Origin of the sequence: Novosphingobium sp. (assembly GCF_027531025.1) — a bacterium.
Taxonomy (GTDB): domain Bacteria; phylum Pseudomonadota; class Alphaproteobacteria; order Sphingomonadales; family Sphingomonadaceae; genus Novosphingobium.
The window spans coordinates 693,825-710,218 of record NZ_JAPZQX010000003.1 but is presented as its reverse complement, the minus strand read 5'-3'; the positions used below and the strand labels follow the sequence as shown (position 1 = coordinate 710,218).

Genomic DNA, 16,394 nt, shown 5'->3' with positions numbered 1-16,394 from the left:
CGGTGCCTTCCTCTCTCTTTGCGGCGCTCAGGCCGTCATCAACACGCCGCGATAGATCGGGTCTTCCATCGCCCGACCGGTGCCGAGGGCCACGCAGGACAGCGGATCTTCGGCAATGCTGACCGGCAGGCCGGTCTCTTCGCGCAGGTAATCGTCCAGCCCCTGGATCAGCGCGCCGCCGCCGGTCAGAACAATGCCCTGGTCGACAATGTCCGCGGCCAGTTCAGGCGCGGTGTTTTCCAGTGCGATCCGCACGCCTTCGACGATCGCCCCGATCGGTTCGGACAGGGCTTCGGCAATATTGGCCTGGGTGATGGTGATTTCCTTGGGCACGCCGTTGACCAGGTCGCGGCCCTTGATCTGGATCGTTTCGCCGATCCCGTCAGCCGGCACCATGGCGCAGCCATAGTCCTTCTTGATCCGCTCGGCCGTCGCTTCGCCGATCAGCAGGTTGTGGTGGCGGCGGACGTAGGAAACGATCGCTTCGTCCATCTTGTCCCCGCCGACGCGGACCGAGGTGGTATAGGCCAGGCCGCGCAGCGACAGGACCGCCACTTCGGTGGTGCCACCGCCGATATCGACCACCATCGAGCCGACCGGCTCGGTCACCGGCATGTCGGCGCCGATCGCGGCGGCCATCGGTTCCAGGATCAGGTAGACCTGGCTGGCCCCGGCGTTGCTGGCGGCATCGCGGATCGCGCGGCGCTCAACCGAGGTGGAACCCGAGGGCACGCAGATCACGATCTCCGGCGGGGAGAACATGCTAGTGCGCTTGCCGTTCACCTTGCGGATGAAGTGCTTGATCATTTCTTCGGCGATTTCGATGTCGGCGATCACGCCATCGCGCAGCGGGCGGATCGCCTCGATGCTGTCCGGGGTCTTGCCCATCATCATCTTGGCATCGTCGCCCACGGCCTTGACGCGCTTGATCCCGTTGATCGTTTCGATCGCCACGACCGAAGGCTCGTTCAGCACGATGCCGCGGTCCTGAACATAGACCAGGGTGTTGGCTGTCCCGAGGTCGATCGCCATGTTTTGCGAGCCAAATTTGAAGAATCGGGACAGGAACGATGCCATCGTGAATTCCATAAGCTTTCCAGCCACTTACTGCAAACAGCGCAGCAGCGTCAGGCCGGTTGGTTGGCGTGAATCGCGGCTCATTACCGCATGGCATCGGCAAAGGCCAAAAATTTGTCGTAAAACCGGGGATTGATCCCCTGCTTCTGTCTCGAATTCGGCGCGCTTCGCCGCTAGGGACTTGGGCCTGATGCCCGTGATCCGCCGCCTGCCCGAAACCCTCGTCAACCGCATCGCCGCGGGCGAGGTGATCGAGCGCCCGGCCGCGGCGCTGAAGGAGCTGGTCGAGAACGCGATCGACGCCGGTTCGAGCAGCATCGCGGTACGACTGGCCGAGGGCGGGCTGGGCCTGATCGAAGTGACCGACGATGGCTGCGGCATGACCCGCGCCGACATGGCCCTGGCGCTGGAACGCCACGCCACGTCCAAGCTGCCGGATGAGGCGATCGAGCTGGTGGCTACCCTGGGTTTCCGGGGCGAAGCCTTGCCCTCGATCGCCAGCGTCGCCCGGCTGACGCTGGAGAGCCGGGTGCGGGGTTTGGACGGTGGCTGGCAGATGGTCGTCGATCACGGCCAGTTGTTGTCCGAAGGCCCTGCCGCCCTGCCGCCCGGCACGCGGATCCGGGTGGAGGACCTGTTCGGCAAGGTTCCGGCGCGCCGCAAGTTCCTGCGCTCTGCGCGCAGCGAATATGCCGCCTGCCTCGACGTGGTCCGTCGCATGGCGATGGCTCGCCCCGAAGTGGGCTTCACGCTGGAACACGATGGCCGCCGGGTGCTGGCGGTGCAGGGCGGGCAGAGCCTGGCCGACCGCGTGGCACAGCTGGTGGCGCGCGAACTTGCCAGCGATGGCGTGGTGATCGACCTTGAACGCGGCGAAACGCGGCTGACCGGGGTGGCGGGTCTGCCCACCTTCAATCGCGGGGTCGCGGATCATCAGTACCTCTTCGTCAATGGCCGTCCGGTGAAGGACCGGCTGCTGGTCGGCGCGGTGCGCGGGGCCTATGCCGATATGCTGGCGCGCGATCGCCATGCCGTGCTGGCGCTGTTCCTCGACCTCCCGCCACAGGAAGTGGACGTGAACGTCCACCCGGCCAAGACCGAGGTGCGGTTCCGCGATCCGGCTTTTGTGCGCGGGTTCATTGTCTCGGGCCTGCGCCATGCGCTGGACAGTGAAGGCCGCCGCACCGCCCAGGCGCCCGCTGCCCCAGCCATGGCCAATTGGCAGAGCGAGCCGATCAGTCGACATGATCCCGCACCTGCGCTGGGATCGCTGTTCACCAATCCCGCGCCCTCAGCGGCCGTGCGCGAGGCGGGCCAGCAATGGCGCAGCTACGAAGCGAGTGTGCTGGCCCCGGCGGCGCGGGCGGAAGTGGCCGAAGCCGCGCCGGAGCCTGCCGCTTCGCATCCCCTGGGCGTGGCGCGGGGGCAAGTGGCGGGCACCTATATTGTGGCCGAGGCCGAGGATGGGCTGGTGATTGTTGACCAGCATGCCGCGCACGAACGGCTCGTGCTCGAACGGCTGAAGGCAGCGGGGGCACAAGGGGCCATGGCGGCATCACAGGCGCTGCTGATCCCCGAAGTGGTCGAACTCGACGAGCCGGACTGCGACCGCCTGGCCGAGGCCGCACCGCAACTGGCCGAGCATGGCCTGGCGCTGGAGCGGTTCGGCCCCGATGCCATGCTGGTCCGCGCCGTCCCGGCCGCGCTGGCGGGCGGCAATGTCCAGGCCCTGGTTCGCGACATCGCCGATGACCTCGCGCAGAATGGCGCTGCGCTATTGCTGGGTGAGCGGCTCGAACATGTCCTCGCTACCATGGCTTGCCACGGCTCGGTGCGGGCCGGGCGGGTGCTGTCGGTCGCGGAAATGAACGCCCTGCTGCGCGAAATGGAGCGCACGCCGCGCTCGGGCCAGTGCAACCACGGCCGCCCGACCTGGGTCAAGCTGGCGCTGGAAGATGTCGAGAAGCTGTTCGGGCGGCGCTAGTCCGGCTGACCGGGGTTCCGCACCGCGATCAAGCCGATCGACTTGAAGCTCATCACGCAGACATCGTCCTGGTTGAACACTTTCACGATCGAGCGGAAGCTGCCCATTTCCGGGCGCGAACGGCTGCGGGTCTTTTCCAGCAGTTCGGTTTCGATCCGCAGCACGTCGCCGGGATAGACCGGCTTGTGCCAGCGCAGCTCGTCCTGGCCGGGTGAACCGAGCCCGGCCTGCTTGCGCTCGGTAATGTTGTCCACCAGCATGCGCATGGTCATGGCGCAGGTGTGCCAGCCGCTGGCCGAAATCCGCCCGAAATGGGTTTGCGCTGCTGCCTCGTCGCTCAGGTGGAAGGGCTGGGGATCGTACTTGGCCGCAAACTCCAGCACTTCCTCACGCGTCACTTCATAGCGGCCGAAGCTGGCCTTCGTGCCGATTTCCAGGTCTTCGAAGTACAGCAAGTCATCACTCATTCCCTGTTTCCCGTCTCTGGCAATGTATTGGCCCCGTTCCGGTCATGGGAGAGCGTACCGGTACATCTGTCAAGCCGTCGGACGCTTGATCGCCTACAAATGTAGACATAACTACGAATGTAGACGAATTGACGGAGGCTCGATCATGCGGACTCACCACCACCTTGCGGCGGCTCTGACCCTGGCACTTGCCGCGCTGGCTCCGGAAGCCGCCTTGGCCAGCCCATGCCCGGTCCTGCCCGAAACGGAACAGGGCGAGAAGCATTGTGCCAGATCCGCTCATGGCATTGCCATTGCCGCAACCCCAGAGCGCGCTGAACGGTTGCTGGCGCTTGGCGAGGCGGCCCGGGCCCGGTTCGGCACGCTGTTTGCCCGCAGCGCCAGTCGCTATGCCATCGTCGAGATGGGCACTTCGGGCTTTTCCGGCGCGGCCCGTGCGGCCTTGCGACAGGCGGGCTATTCGGTGGTTCTGCCCTGGCTTTCGCCCCAGGCCTATCGCGATCAGGCCGTGGCATCGGTGCGGCGCGGACTGGAAGGGCGGCTGGCGGGGCTTCCCGAAGAATCTCGGCTGGCTGCGCTGAAATCGGCCGAAGCCCAGATGGAACGCCAGTTTTCCGAAACGGCAACGAATGATCGGGATGCCACCGCCATTCCCCACGAATTGGGTCACATGTGGCTGATCGAGGCATTTTGGCCGGGTCAGGGCAAGATCGATGGCGGCCATTATGGCGGACCAGGCCCCGATTGGCTGGATGAAATGGCGGCCATCGTGCTTGAGCCTGATTCCTCTGCCGAGCGCCGCCGCAGCCTGTTTGCCGAACGCTATCGCAAACATTTAGCCAGCGGTGGCGGCAGCGACGGCGGCCTGCTCGATCTGGCCGACTATTTCACCAAGGCGCACCCGGTAGGGGAGCAGGCGCGGGCACTGGTGGGATCGGCGGCGAACGAAGGCGGAATGCAGGTGCGCGTGCTGTCCGGCGAAGAGGCGCAGCGCTTTGCCGGGGACGGGATCCGGTTTTATCTGCAAAGCCGGGCGGTGGCGGACTATCTGCTCGACGAGGGGCGCAATCCCGCGCTGCTGGGTGAGATTGCCGCACACGTCGCGAAGGGCGGCACTTTCGCGAGCTGGCTGGCCAAGTCTGGCCCGAGGCATGGTTTGGTGGACGAACTTGACCGCTTCAGCGCAGACTGGCTCGCCTGGCTGGCCCGGCGCTATCCGCCCAGGGATTAGGCCTTCAACGTCATTAGACGTTGAACTTGAAGTGCATCACGTCGCCGTCCTGCACCACGTATTCCTTGCCTTCCTGGCGCAGCTTGCCGGCATCCTTGCACGCGGTTTCGCCGCCCAGCGCCACGTAGTCGTCATAGGCGATGGTTTCGGCACGGATGAAGCCGCGCTGCATGTCGGAGTGGATCTCGCCTGCCGCCTCGGAGGCCTTGGCGCCCTGGTGCACGGTCCAGGCGCGGGCTTCCTTGGGGCCGACGGTGAAGAAGGTGATCAGGTGGAGGAGGTCATAGCCCGAGCGGATCACGCGGGCGAGGCCGGTTTCGTGGAGGCCGATCTCTTCCAAGAACATCAGCCGCTCGTCCGGATCCATTCCGACCAGCTCGCTTTCGATCGCGGCGGAAACGATCACGGCGTTGGCGCCCTCGGCCTTGGCCTTTTCGAACACTTTGGCGGAGAACGCGTTACCATTGGCGGCTGCGCTTTCCTCGACGTTGCAGACATAGAGCACCGGCTTGGCGGTGAGCAGCTGGGCCTGGTTGAACACGCGCAGCTCGTCGTCGCCTTCCGGGCGGGCGAGGCGGGCGGGCTTGCCCTCGCGCAGCAGTTCCAGCGCGGGCTGGAGCACGGCGGCGATCAGCTTGGCTTCCTTGTCACCCTGGGCAGCCTTCTTCTGCGCGGCGGGGACGCGCTTTTCGAGGCTTTCGAGGTCAGCCAGCATCAGTTCGGTTTCGACCGTTTCGGCGTCCGAGACCGGATCGACCCGGTTGTCGACGTGCTGGATGTCATCATTTTCAAAGCAGCGCAGCACGTGGACGATCGCATCCACTTCGCGGATATTGCCCAGGAACTGGTTACCCAGGCCTTCGCCCTTGCTCGCCCCGCGGACCAGCCCGGCGATATCGACGAAGCTCAGCTGGGTGGGGATGATCTTGGCGCTGCCGGCGATCTTGGCCAAGGTATCGAGGCGCGGATCGGGCACGCCGACATTGCCGACGTTTGGCTCGATCGTGCAGAACGGATAGTTCGCCGCCTGCGCCGCCTGCGTCTCGGTCAGCGCGTTGAACAGCGTCGACTTGCCGACATTGGGCAGGCCCACGATCCCGCAACGAAAACCCATCTTGCACTCCACTTGCCTTTGCGAGCGGCGCCCATAGCGGGGTGCGGCGGGTTTGGCCAGTTGCCGCGCGGTTTCACCGATTTTTCAGGGATCGGGGCTATGGCGCCGGTCATGCGCAAACTCATCATCCTCTCCGCCCTTGTCCTTGCCGCCTGCACCGCCAGCCCGGCAGAGCAATATGCCGAGGCACAGGCCGCCTTTGCTGCCAACGACTATGCCAAGGCCCGCATCCTGATCGCCGCTTCGCTGGAGAGCGAGCCAGGGAATCCCGACAAGCTGCTGCTGCAGGCGCGAACGCTGCTGGCATTGGGCGATGGTGACGGCGCAGGCACTGCCTTGCAGAAACTCGCGGCGCTGGGCCCGCGTCCGGGTCTCGCGGAGCTGACCGCCGAAGCTGCCTTGCTGCGGAAGGCGCCGCAACAGGCGCTGGCTGCACTCGAAGGGGCGGATTCGTCCGAAGCCGATCGCCTGCGCGGCCTTGCGGCGCTGATGCAGGGCGATAGCGGCAAGGCTGCGGACTTCATCGCCCGGGCCACCGCGCAGGGCGACAATGCCCGCGCCTTTGCCGACATGGCCCGGTTGCGGCTGATGGAAAAGGATGTCGCCGGGGCCGAGGCCCAGCTCAAGCAGGCCGCCGCGCTTGAGCCGCAGGCAATCGACACGCTGCTGGTGCGCGGCCAGATTGCCCTGATCAAGGGCGATCTCAAGGCCGCGCTCGACGCCTATTCCGCCGCCAACAAGCGCTATCCGGCCAGCCTTGCCGCCCTGACCGGCAAGGCGGCAACGCTCGGCGATCTCGGCCGGTTCAAGGAAATGGAAGAAGCAGCCGGACAGGCGGCGCAGGTTGCCCCGCGCAACCCGCAGGTCGCCTATCTCAGGGCCCGTGCGGCACTGGCGCAGAAGGACTGGGAAAAGGTTCGCACCACCGTCCAGCCGCTTGAGGCGGAATTGCCCGAACTCGATCCCGTTCGGCCGCTCTATGCCGAGGCCCTGCTGCGACTGGGCCGACCGGAGCTGGCCGCGGCCCAGCTGGTGCCGATCGTGCGTGCGCAGCAGGGCAATCGCCAGGTCGCCGCATTGCTGGCTGAGGCGCGGTTGGCGAGCAAGGACCCACGCGGGGCCATGACCGCGCTGCAAGCGATTGCCGACAGTCCCCAGGCGCGCCCCGAAGAGCTGGCGCTCATGGCCCGGGCGGCCAAGGCGGCCGGCGATCCGCGCGCTGCGGATTACGAGCGGCGCGCCCGCCAGCCAGCGGTGCAGGTGCTGGCGGCCGACCTGTCCGAGGCCGATGCCGCGATCCGTCGCGGGGATTGGGCCAAGGCGGCGATTGCCTATGACCGGATCATCGCGGCCACCGATGGTCGAAGTGTACTGGTGCTCAACAACATGGCCTATGCCCAGTCGATGTTGGGCAACCATGCCAAGGCGCGCGATTTTGCTGACCGGGCGCTGCAGTTGGCACCTGAAAATGCCTCGGTGCTGGATACGGCGGGCTGGGTGCGGTTCCGCTCAGGCCAGGACCTGGATGAAGCGAGGCGCCTGCTCCGCCGGGCAGCGGAACTGGCGCCCCAGAATCAAACCATCAAGTTGCATCTGGCCGAAGCCAGTCGCACCGGAACCTGAAGTCAGGCGTAGACGATGCGAACCGTCTGGCGGCGGCGGCGGGCCAGCGCCATGCCGGCCAGTGCCAGACCCAGCAGGCCAAGCATGCCGGGCTCCGGCACGGGTGTGCCACCCGACGAGGTCGTGGTGGTGGTGCCGCCCGAAGTGCTCGTCAGCGTGCCGCTGCCAGTGGCCGAGGTGATCTTGCCCGCGCCGGTGATCGACTGGTAGCGAACGAAAAAGTCGCTCAGCGTCAGCGAGCTGAGTGGCTGGGCGAAGTTCAGTGTAAAGCTGCCGGTCCCGTTCTGGCCATCGAACAGGCCGCCGCCACCACCACCGGCGCAGCTGCCGGTCGAAGCGCCCTTGAAGCACACGTCCACGCTGCCAATCCCGTTGGGATAATTGCCGCCCAGGGTCGTGTAGCTGAACGCGCCGGTCGAGGTCGCGCTGGCGATGTTGGGATTGGTGTTGAACGCGAAGCCCGAAACCCGCGAATCCAGCGGATTACTGGTGGTGTTGGTCAGGCTGTAGCTGAAGGTATAGCTGGTCGGGGTCACTGCAGTCAGCGTGAAGCGGGTGGTCGCGGTCAGCCCGGTAATGGTCTTGCCGCCGGACGACCCATCAAAGTTGAAATCCCAGCTCTGGCCAATGTCGGTCGGGTCGAGCGTGATCGCATCGGCCCAGGCGGGCGTCGCCACCAGCGCCAGGCCAGCGACTGCGGTCAGCTGTGCGATCGAACGGGTCAGATTCATGGTACACCCTTGCGTTGAATTGGTTTACGCAAATCAATGCAAAGGGTGTGCCAAACGATGGAATTCGAGCGATACGTTGGTTAACGCTGCTTCGCCTGCTGGCTGAATGTAAAGTGACCCGACAGATACGGTCAGTCGTGGACCGCCTTGACCCAGGGGCCGAGCGGCGAATTGCCCAGCATGGCGAGCTGCGTTTCGGCCGAAACCCGGTTGATCGCTTCCTGTGGGCGGTTGCCGGGATGGACCGCGCGGCGCAGCGGACGGCGCCCGGCCGGCAGGGCGATGATTTCGGCAATCGCCTTGGGCACGTCGAGCGGATCGGCAGAGCGGCCACCGCCGGTTTCGGTGCCCATCCGCGCCACCAGCGCGCCATAGGCCGCAGCGCGCTCGGCATCGATCCGGCCCTTCAGTTCCTGGTTGTAGCGGTTGCGGTTCGACCAGACCTTGGTGGGATAGCCGCCCGGCTGGATGATGCAGACCTCCACCCCGTGCGGCACCAGTTCATAAGCGGCCTGTTCGCTGAGCGCCTCCAGCGCGAACTTGGTCGCGGAATAGGGGCCGCCCGAGGGGATGATGACCCGGCCAAGCTGCGAGGAGATGTTGAAGATCAGCCCGCTCTTGCGCTGGCGCATGGCGGGCAGGGCCGCGCGCATCAGCCGCTGAACGCCATAGACATTGGTATCGAAGGCCAGGCGCATGGCTTCCATGTCCTGCACCTCGATCGGACCGGATTGGCCGATCCCAGCGTTGTTGATCACCACATCGAGCGCGCCACCGGCCATCCTTTCGGCATAGGCCACTGTCTCGATAACCTGGGCATCGTTGGTGACGTCCAGCGGCAGGACGGTGATGTCCAGTTTCTGCGCGGCGGCCAGATCGACCAGTTCGTTGCCCTCGGCCCGGGGCAGGCCGCGCATCGTGGCGAAGACCTTGGCACCAAGGCGGGCATAATACTCTGCGCCGATCCGCCCAAAGCCCGACGAGGCTCCGGTGATCAGGATCGACTTGCCCTTGAGCGAGGGCGCGGCAGGTTCGGCCGCGATGGTGCGGGTCGCGGCAAGGGCGGCGGTGGAAGCGGCGGTGGCGGCGATCAGGCTGCGGCGGGTAAGCTTGGTCATGGGGCGCTCCGTCTTGAGGGGGATGCGCCCAGACTAGCTGTCCGGCCAGTGGCTTCAAGCCCGGTCCAAAGACCCTAGCCAGCGATCGGTCTCATCCGGCCGCGCGAAGCGGTGAACCGTGCCGGAAAAACCGCGCAGCGCCGCGGCATTGCGGGCTTGCCAGGCATTCCGGAAGTTGAGGACATAAAGCAGGAATTCGAGATTGAGGTTCTCTGGGCAGCCTTCGGTCATGTCCGGCCGGGCCCGGCCACGGTATTGCCACCAGCGCTTGAATACGCGGGCGAGGCACAGCGAGGTAGGGTAATCCAGCCAGACGATGGTATCCGCGCGGGCTACGCGCATTGGCAAGGTCGAGCCGTAGTTCCCGTCAATGATCCAGCGCTCGCCTGCCAGGACTTCCGCCAGTTCGGCGCGTCCCTCGTCGCGGTTGCGCTCGACCCAGCCCGGCAACCAGAACAGTTGGTCCAGGTGAACCAGCGGCAGATCGGTGCGGTAGGCAATGTGATGCGACAGCGTCGACTTACCCGCGCCGGGCGAACCGATCACGAGGACGCGTTGCATGACAGTCAGGCCTGCAGACGCAGGGCAAGATCGCTCATGAAGCGGGTATCGTCACCGCGTGCCAGCCATTCCGCCTCGGCCGCGATGGCGCCGAGCATGGCGGCGAGATCGTCGCCTTCGGATTTTGCGTAATTGCCCAGCACGTGCCCCGTCACCCGATCCTTGTGTCCGGGGTGTCCTATCCCGATCCGCACGCGGCGGAAATCGGGCCCGAGGTACTGGTTGATCGAACGCAGGCCATTATGCCCCGCAAGGCCCCCGCCGCTGCGGACCTTGACCTTGAACGGGGCCAGATCGAGCTCGTCATGGAAGACGGTGAGGGCGTCTGCATCCAGCTTGTAGAACCGCAGCGCCTCGGCCACCGAGCGGCCGCTCTCGTTCATGAAGGTCGCGGGCTTGAGCAGCAGGATCTTGGTCCCGCCGATCCGGCCTTCGCGCAGCCAGCCCTGGAACTTCTTCGCCTCGGGGCCGAAACTGTGCACCTCGGCAATGGCGTCGAGCGCCATGAAGCCGACATTGTGCCGGTGCAGCGCATACTGCGGACCAGGATTGCCAAGGCCAACCCAGAGCTGCACGTCCATCCTCCAAAACGAAGCCGGGCCGCATTGCTGCGGCCCGGCCTGTGTGGGGCAGCAGGGCCGCCCCGGTCAACCGGCAGGGCTGGTTAGCCCGCGTCGGTCTTGCTGTTATCGCCTTCTTCGCTGCGCAGGCCCGAGGGGGCAACGATGGTGGCGATGGTGTCGTCACGATCAGCGTGGGCGGCGGTTACACCGGCCGGCAGCTTGACGTCGTGGATATGGATCGAGGCGCCGACTTCGAGGCCGGTGACGTCGATCACGACTTCGTCAGGGATGTTGTCGGGGGCGCAAACGACGTCAAGATCGTGCAGGACGATGTTGAGCACGCCTCCGCGCTTCAGGCCCGGCGAGGCATCTTCGTTGGCGAAGTGGACCGGCACGTTCACGTGGACCTTGTGGTCCTTCGAAACGCGCAGGAAGTCCGCGTGAAGCGGACGGTCGCTGACGGGGTGGAAGGCAACGTCCTTGGGGAGCGTGCGCAGGGTCTTGCCGCCAACTTCAACCTCGACGATCGAGTTGAAGAAGTGACCGGTGCCGAGCTGCTTGACGAGCAGCTTTTCTTCGACGTGGATCGCCAGGGGCTCTTCATTGCCACCATAGACGACGGCGGGGACGCGGCCTTCACGACGCAGGGCACGGGAGGCTCCCTTGCCTGCCCGTTCGCGCGTCTCGGCCGGCAGGTGCAGCGTATCGCTCATTGCATTGCCTTTCAAAACTCTGGATCAAACAACTTCTCCGTCACGCCTCCAGGGATGACCATGACGGGAAGCGCGGGCCGTTAGCGGCAAAGTGGCGGAAAGGCAAGGTCCAAGCGGCGTTACTGCAGGCGCGTGACCGTGAAGCCCCGTGCCTGCAGCCCGGCAACCAGCCCATCCTGCCCGACCAGGTGCAGCGCGCCGACCGCCACCAGCGGCTTCGCTCCCGCCTTGAGCATGGGTTCCAGCTGGTCGAGCCAGGCCCGGTTGCGGCCGACCAGCAGGGCCTGGCGCAGCTCCGGATCGGCCAGCAGGCCATCGTGATCGAGCGCGACGAGGGCGGCGACATCGCCGCGCAGATAGGCCTGTTGCAGCTTCAGGCTCTCGGTCCTGGCCTCTCCGGCCGAGCGGACCACGGCGCCCAGCAGATCGCGCTGTTCGCTCTCCGGCAGGGCATCGAAAATCGCCAGTTGGCGCTCAGCGCCCTCGAATTCGGTCACAAGCTTGCCGCGCATGGCGCGCAGCACCAGCCGGTCGATCCCGTTGGCGCTGCTGTCGCCGCTGCGGGAGGAGAGGGTCTGCGCGAGGGTCAGCGCGGCAGCCCAGGTGTCCATCTGGCCAAAGTGATCGGGCGGCAGTTTCGCCTGGTCGAGCAGGGCGGCCAGTGCGGCGCGATCCTGCGGATGGGCGCGCGCGGTAATCGGCGGCGCGGCGGCCACGGCCGAAAGCTTGTGAAAGGCCAGCGCGGTCTGCCGGTCATCCTCCAGCGCGGCCACTTCCACCACCAGCCGATCGGCCTCGGCCATGGCGCGGTTGAAGGCCGGGCTTTCAAGGCTGACGGGATCGGGCAGGGCGTGGATCGTGCCCAGCAGCCAGGCCCGCTCCCCGCCGGGGCCATCGACCTGCCACAGCGCCGGGCGAGCAGTTTGGGGGGCGGGCTGGCAGGCGGCGAGCAGCAGCGCCGCCAGCGCGATCAGGAACCTATTGCACACGTTCGGACTTCACCCCCAGCCGGTCGAGCTGGTCCTGCACCGATCCCGTGCCGCCCAGATGCCCTGCGCCGACGGCCAGGAACACCGTGCCCGGCCGGTCAAGGCGCGCCGCGATCCATTTGGCCCAGTCGCGGTTGCGCTTGGTCAGCAGCGCCTCGATCATCGCCGGATCGTCTTCCTCGGCGTTCATCAGGCTGGCCAGCTTCGCCGCGTCGCCCTCGTGCCAGGCGGAGACCATTTGGGTCACTTCCTTGTCGAGGTCGGGCAGGGCGGCAATCACTTCGAACAGGTAGCGGCGCTGCACCGTAGCGGGGAAGCTGTCGAACAGGCCCAGCTGGTAATCGAGCGTTTCCAGCCCGATCCGGGGCCGCCCCAGCGCGGTATTGCGGGCGGCAAGGTCGGTTTCTACGCCGTGGGCCAGCGAATAGCCCTTGCGCTGCAGCGGCAGGGTGGCGAGCACCACCGCCGCATACCAGGGCTTGAACCGGTCAAAGGCGTTAAGCGGCAGCTCGTAACTGGCCAGCGTCCGCTCGAACAGGGCGCGCTGTTTGGGATCGAACTGGTCGCGCAGGCTTTGCCCGGCGGGCAGCATCCCGCGCTTGAGCAGCACGGCCTGGCTGGTCTCGGCATCGACCTCGGGTATCTCGGTCACCAGCTCGTCGCTGAGGGCAAAGGCCTCGGCCAGCGGGCCCCGGAACCAGTCAAGCCCCTCGGGCAGCAAGTGGATCGTGCCGAACAGGTAGATCGTGGTGTCGGCATCGGCCACCTTCCACAGCGCGGGGTGGACTTCGGCGGCAACCCGTTCGGCCACCACGGGTTGCTCAGTCGGCAGCGATTGCTGCTGGGCCGGGGCCGCGGCGGAAAGAAACAGGGCGAAAGGAGCAAGCAGGCGCGCGATCATGCCCTCGGTATAGCGCCGCTTTCATGCGCGTCGATGAACGAATCCGCGCAACGCCGAAGGTTGACCACTTGCGGGGCTTCCGCCAAAGGCCAGCCCCATGTCGGACACTTCGCGACCACTCTCGTTCCAGGAAATGATCCTGCGGCTCCACGCGTTCTGGAGCGCGCAGGGCTGCCTGATCCTGCAGCCTTATGACATGCGCATGGGCGCAGGCACGTTCCACCCTGCCACGACCCTGCGCGCGCTGGGGCCGGAGCCGTGGAAGGCCGCCTATGTGCAGCCCAGCCGCCGGCCGACCGATGGCCGCTATGGCGAGAACCCGAACCGGCTGCAGCACTATTACCAGTACCAGGTGATCCTGAAGCCGAACCCGGAAAACCTGCAGGAGCTGTACCTGCAATCGCTGGCCGAAATCGGCGTCGATCCGCTGGCGCACGACATCCGCTTCGTCGAAGATGACTGGGAAAGCCCGACGCTGGGTGCCTGGGGCCTGGGCTGGGAAGTGTGGTGCGACGGGATGGAAGTGACCCAGTTCACCTATTTCCAGCAGGTCGGCGGGTTCGACTGCAAGCCGGTGGCGGGCGAGCTGACCTATGGGCTCGAGCGCCTCGCGATGTACATCCAGGGCGTCGACAACGTCTATGACCTCGCCTTCAACAATGAAGGCGTCAGCTATGGCCAGGTCTTCCTGAAGAACGAGCAGGAGCATTCGAAGTACAACTTCGAAGTGGCCGATACGGCCCAGCTGTTCGAAGGCTTCAAGAATGCCGAGCGTGAATGCCAGCGCTGCATCGAAGCCCAGGTGCCGCTGGCCGCCTATGACCAGGCGATCGAGGCCAGCCACCTGTTCAACCTGCTTCAGGCGCGCGGCGTGATCTCGGTCCAGGAACGCGCCAGCTACATCGGCCGGGTCCGCGATCTGGCCAAGGGATCGTGCCAGGCCTGGATCGAAAAGAACAAGGCCGAATGGGAAGCAAAGTTCCCGGGGTGGACGGTATGAACCACACTCCCGTTCCGTCTTTTCGTCATCCTGAACTTGTTTCAGGATCCATGCCTCGTTTTGCCCAATGCTTGGTAGACCGTGCATCGCGAAGGCGTTCAGCCAATCCGGCGACCGCCGGGTGTGCGGCTCGATGGACCCTGAAACGAGTTCAGGGTGACGGGTTTGGATTGTGCGGCGGAGTTGCCCATGTCTGACTTCCTCCTTGAGCTGCGATCGGAGGAAATCCCCGCGCGGATGCAGGCCGGCGCGCGCGCTGACCTGGAAAAGCTGTTCCGCAAGGAAATGGAAGCGGCTGGCGTCGCCGTGGGCGAAGTCACCGTCTGGTCCACCCCGCGCCGCCTCGCGCTGATCGCGCGCGGGCTGCCCGCCGCGACGGCTGCCGTTTCGGAAGAGGTAAAGGGCCCGCGCGTCGGCGCGCCGCCGCAGGCGCTGGAAGGCTTCCTGCGCAAGACCGGCCTCAGCGAAGACCAGCTGGTCGAGCGCGATGGCGTGCTGTTCGCGATCACCGAAAAGCCCGGGCGCGCCACGGCCGAAGCGCTGGCCGAAGCGATCCCCGCGATCGTCCGCGCCTTCCCCTGGCCCAAGAGCCAGCGCTGGGGCGCCGCCTCGATTTCCACGGAATCGCTGCGCTGGGTGCGTCCGCTCTCGGCCATTGTCGCGCTGTTCGATGGGCAGGTGGTCGATTGCGAAGTCGGCGGGATCAAGGCCGGTCGCCTGACCAGAGGGCACCGCTTCCACTCCAGCGGCGAAATCAGCATCGATGGCGTGGATGATTACGCCGCCAAGCTGCGCGCTGCCCATGTCATCGTCGATCACGCCGAACGGCAGGACCTGATCCGCGCCAAGGCCAGCGAAGCCGCCGCTGCGGCGGGCCTCAAGCTCGTCGCTGACGAAGGCCTGGTAATCGAGAACGCCGGCCTCACCGAATGGCCGGTGCCGCTGCTCGGCCGGTTTGACGAACAGTTCCTCGAAGTTCCGCCCGAAGTGATTCAGCTGACCGCGCGGACCAACCAGAAGTATTTCGTCTGCGAGGACGCCAGCGGAAAGCTGGCCAATGCCTTCGTCTGCACCGCCAATATCGTTGCCAGCGATGGCGGCGCGGCGATCGTTGCGGGCAACCGCAAGGTCCTCGCCGCGCGCCTGTCCGACGCGCGCTTCTTCTGGGAGCAGGATCGCAAGACCGCGCTGTCCGATCACGCGAAGAAGCTGGAGCGGATCACCTTCCACGAAAAGCTCGGCACCGTGGCCGACAAGGTCGAGCGGGTGGCCAGGCTGGCGCGCTGGCTGGTGGAAGAGGGGATCGTGAAGCCCTCTACCGTCACCCCGGACTTGATCCGGGGTCCCGCTGCCTTGGCAACGGCGGGTGACGAAGCGGGACCCCGGGTCAAGCCCGGGGTGACGAAGGAAGAGCTCGCCGACCAGGCCGAACTCGCCGCGCGGCTATGCAAGGCCGATCTCGTCACCGAAATGGTCGGCGAGTTCCCCGAACTGCAGGGCCTGATGGGCGGCTATTACGCCCGCGCCGAGGGTCTGCCTGATGCGGTCGCCGATGCGATCCGCGATCACTACAAGCCGGTCGGGCAAGGCGATGAAGTGCCGACCGCGACGGTGACGGTGGCAGTGTCTCTGGCTGACAAGCTGGATACCATTCGAAGCTTCTTCGCTATCGATGAAAAGCCGACCGGTTCGAAGGATCCCTTCGCCCTGCGCCGGGCGGCGCTCGGTATCATCCAGCTGATCACCACAAACGGCCTTCGTTTTGGCGTGGGCGAGGGCGACGTGCTCGCCTTCTTCGCCGACCGCCTCAAGGTCCAGCAGCGCGAAGCCGGGGTCCGCCATGACCTGATCGATGCGGTCTTCGCGCTGGGTGGCGAGGATGACCTCGTCCGCCTGCTTGCTCGCGTTCACGCGCTCCAGGCCTTTATCGGCACCGAGGACGGCACCAACCTGCTCGCCGGGTACAAGCGCGCCGCCAATATCCTCAAGAAGGAGGACTTTGCCGGGGCACAGGAAATAGCGCTTTCCTACACCCCCGAACCGGCGGAAGAGGCGCTCGTCAGCGCCCTGGCCGAGGCCGGTCCGCGCGCCGCTGCGGCGGTGGCGGCGGAGGACTTTGGCGGAGCGATGGCGGCCCTCGCCACGCTGCGCGCGCCGATCGATGCCTTCTTCGAGCAGGTGACCGTCAACGATGCCGATACCGCAAAGCGGACATTCCGACTCTCGCTGCTGGCGCGGCTGCGCGATGCGGTGCACGGAGTTGCCGATTTCTCGAAGATCGAAGGCTGATTTTTTCACTCCAGGACAGTGGTCCATGTGGTC

At 66.0% G+C, this 16,394-nt stretch carries 15 protein-coding genes; 5 read left to right on the top strand and 10 right to left on the bottom strand.

Features of this window, described 5'->3' with window-relative positions:
- Window positions 1-27: 27 nt before the first annotated feature.
- A complete protein-coding gene (locus O9281_RS06480) occupies window positions 28-1,077 on the bottom strand; it encodes a rod shape-determining protein (RefSeq protein ID WP_298183877.1) in 1,050 nt (349 codons plus the stop codon).
- Window positions 1,078-1,267: 190 nt separating this feature from the next.
- On the opposite strand from O9281_RS06480, the gene mutL reads away from it, so the two are divergent.
- Window positions 1,268-3,061 carry a DNA mismatch repair endonuclease MutL gene (mutL, locus tag O9281_RS06475; protein WP_298183875.1) on the top strand — a complete coding sequence of 598 codons (1,794 nt, stop codon included), beginning with the start codon at window positions 1,268-1,270 and terminating at the stop codon, window positions 3,059-3,061.
- On the opposite strand, the gene O9281_RS06470 is transcribed toward mutL, so the two are convergent.
- Window positions 3,058-3,516, bottom strand: coding sequence for a MaoC family dehydratase (locus O9281_RS06470; protein WP_298183941.1), 459 nt, complete (start codon window positions 3,514-3,516; stop codon window positions 3,058-3,060). The genes mutL and O9281_RS06470 overlap by 4 nt on opposite strands.
- Before the next feature lie 157 nt (window positions 3,517-3,673).
- On the opposite strand from O9281_RS06470, the gene O9281_RS06465 reads away from it, so the two are divergent.
- Entirely contained in the window at window positions 3,674-4,759 is a 1,086-nt protein-coding gene (locus tag O9281_RS06465) for a hypothetical protein (protein WP_298183873.1), read from the top strand.
- 13 nt (window positions 4,760-4,772) lie between these two features.
- Here O9281_RS06465 and ychF read toward each other — a convergent pair whose 3' ends face one another.
- Window positions 4,773-5,873 (bottom strand): redox-regulated ATPase YchF, encoded by a 1,101-nt coding sequence (gene ychF, locus O9281_RS06460; RefSeq protein WP_298183872.1) that lies wholly within the window; start codon window positions 5,871-5,873, stop codon window positions 4,773-4,775.
- Between the two features lie 111 nt (window positions 5,874-5,984).
- On the opposite strand from ychF, the gene O9281_RS06455 reads away from it, so the two are divergent.
- Entirely contained in the window at window positions 5,985-7,496 is a 1,512-nt protein-coding gene (locus O9281_RS06455; protein WP_298183870.1) for a tetratricopeptide repeat protein, read from the top strand.
- A 2-nt stretch (window positions 7,497-7,498) separates the two neighbouring features.
- On the opposite strand, the gene O9281_RS06450 is transcribed toward O9281_RS06455, so the two are convergent.
- From O9281_RS06450 to O9281_RS06420, 7 genes are all read right to left on the bottom strand, one after another.
- Entirely contained in the window at window positions 7,499-8,227 is a 729-nt protein-coding gene (locus O9281_RS06450; protein WP_298183868.1) for a cistern family PEP-CTERM protein, read from the bottom strand.
- Between the two features lie 131 nt (window positions 8,228-8,358).
- Entirely contained in the window at window positions 8,359-9,345 is a 987-nt protein-coding gene (locus O9281_RS06445) for an SDR family oxidoreductase (protein ID WP_298183866.1), read from the bottom strand.
- Between the two features lie 54 nt (window positions 9,346-9,399).
- A complete protein-coding gene (locus O9281_RS06440) occupies window positions 9,400-9,906 on the bottom strand; it encodes a topology modulation protein (RefSeq protein WP_298183864.1) in 507 nt (168 codons plus the stop codon).
- Window positions 9,907-9,911: 5 nt separating this feature from the next.
- Window positions 9,912-10,481 (bottom strand): aminoacyl-tRNA hydrolase, encoded by a 570-nt coding sequence (gene pth, locus O9281_RS06435; protein ID WP_298183862.1) that lies wholly within the window; start codon window positions 10,479-10,481, stop codon window positions 9,912-9,914.
- An 89-nt stretch (window positions 10,482-10,570) separates the two neighbouring features.
- Window positions 10,571-11,182 carry a 50S ribosomal protein L25/general stress protein Ctc gene (locus O9281_RS06430; RefSeq protein ID WP_298183861.1) on the bottom strand — a complete coding sequence of 204 codons (612 nt, stop codon included), beginning with the start codon at window positions 11,180-11,182 and terminating at the stop codon, window positions 10,571-10,573.
- Between the two features lie 119 nt (window positions 11,183-11,301).
- A complete protein-coding gene (locus O9281_RS06425) occupies window positions 11,302-12,171 on the bottom strand; it encodes a TraB/GumN family protein (RefSeq protein WP_298183860.1) in 870 nt (289 codons plus the stop codon).
- Entirely contained in the window at window positions 12,161-13,072 is a 912-nt protein-coding gene (locus tag O9281_RS06420; protein WP_298183859.1) for a TraB/GumN family protein, read from the bottom strand. Before O9281_RS06420 ends, O9281_RS06425 begins: the two co-directional genes overlap by 11 nt.
- A gap of 97 nt (window positions 13,073-13,169) precedes the next feature.
- Here O9281_RS06420 and O9281_RS06415 point away from each other — a divergent pair, with 97 nt between their 5' ends.
- Together O9281_RS06415 and glyS are read left to right on the top strand one after the other, a co-directional pair.
- A complete protein-coding gene (locus tag O9281_RS06415) occupies window positions 13,170-14,072 on the top strand; it encodes a glycine--tRNA ligase subunit alpha (RefSeq protein ID WP_298183858.1) in 903 nt (300 codons plus the stop codon).
- A 189-nt stretch (window positions 14,073-14,261) separates the two neighbouring features.
- The gene (gene glyS / locus O9281_RS06410) at window positions 14,262-16,361 is read left to right on the top strand and encodes a glycine--tRNA ligase subunit beta (protein ID WP_298183857.1); all 2,100 of its coding nucleotides are present in this window, start codon (window positions 14,262-14,264) and stop codon (window positions 16,359-16,361) included.
- Window positions 16,362-16,394: the final 33 nt, after the last annotated feature.